Here is a 1,199-nt window from a genome sequence, read left to right as displayed (position 1 = left end):
GGCCTGGACAAAACGGCGAAACTCGGTCTCGTCCATGTCACCCTGGCGGATCTTGTGGCTGGAGATTTCCGAGGCTTCGGCCAGGATCCGGCCCGCCAGCTGTTCTGCGCTCATTTCCAGGCTGAAGAAGCCGACAACGCCACCGTCGATGGCGCCATTGCTGCCGTCGGGGCGTTCGCCCTTCTTGTAGGCCTTGGCGATGTTGAAGGCGATGTTGGTGGCCAGCGAGGTTTTGCCCATCGACGGGCGCCCGGCGAGGATCAGAAGGTCGGACTTGTGCAGCCCGCCCAGCTTCTTGTCCATGTCGATAAGCCCGGTCGAGATGCCGGCAAGCCCGCCTTCACGCTGGTAGGCTGCGTTGGCGACATTAACTGCCTCCGTTACCGCCTTGAGAAAGCTTTGAAATCCGCTTTCCGTCTGCCCCTGTTCGGCCAGCTTGTAAAGCGCCTGTTCCGCCTCGACGATCTGTTCGCGAGGTTCGGATTTCACATCGACCTTGGCCGCCTTGCCTGGCATGACCCCTATTCCACCATATCCGAAAAAGGCGACCGGGCGCAGATCCGTGTGCCGCCAGGCGCGGCGCCATCCAGACAGGTGGGCAGGCTGCGGATCGGAAAAATCATGGGTCGCGGCATTCACCAGGCTGCCATAGCCAAAGAAATAAGGGTGTTCCAAGGGGCGTTCCGGTCGATTTTGAAGATGAGCAATTGATATATGTCAAACAGCCAAATTGGGAAATGTGCAATACATCTTTGGAATGGAATGATGGAAGGCGCTGAAACGATGCGTATTACCAAGAGAACCAACATAGCGATTCGATTGCTGATGTTCTGTGCAGCCAATGAAGACCGACTGGTCACCAAGGCGGAAATCGCGGAATGCTGCAATATTTCGGAGAACCATCTGGCGCAGGTGATCAACCAGCTGAGCCAGCTTGGCTATCTGGCGACCCAGCGGGGCCGCAATGGCGGCATGAACCTTGGCAAACCCGCAATAGAGATCCGCATCGGCGACGTGTTCCGCGATGTTGAAGGCGGCCTGCCGATGGTGGAATGCTTTGCCGATGCGGACAATACCTGCCCGCTGACCGATGCCTGCCGTCTCAAGGTGGCGCTGGCTGACGCCGCGCAGGCGTTTTACACCTCGCTGGATGACATCACACTGGAAGCGCTGGTCTGTGACAACCACGACCTGATGCG

General features: G+C 58.3%; 2 protein-coding genes. One reads left to right on the top strand and one right to left on the bottom strand.

The genetic code is table 11. The annotated features are described in order from the left end of the window. A partial coding sequence (locus A2I95_RS40115; protein WP_291737905.1) for a DnaB-like helicase C-terminal domain-containing protein occupies window positions 1-675 on the bottom strand: 675 nt, incomplete at its 3' end. A gap of 108 nt (window positions 676-783) precedes the next feature. Here A2I95_RS40115 and A2I95_RS40110 point away from each other — a divergent pair. Then, the coding region (locus A2I95_RS40110; RefSeq protein WP_291737904.1) for an Rrf2 family transcriptional regulator at window positions 784-1,199 on the top strand (416 nt) is incomplete at its 3' end.

The sequence above is a fragment of the Leisingera sp. F5 genome, assembly GCF_001593695.1.
Note: the sequence above shows the minus strand (reverse complement) of the source record. Positions and strands in the feature narration are given on the sequence as shown.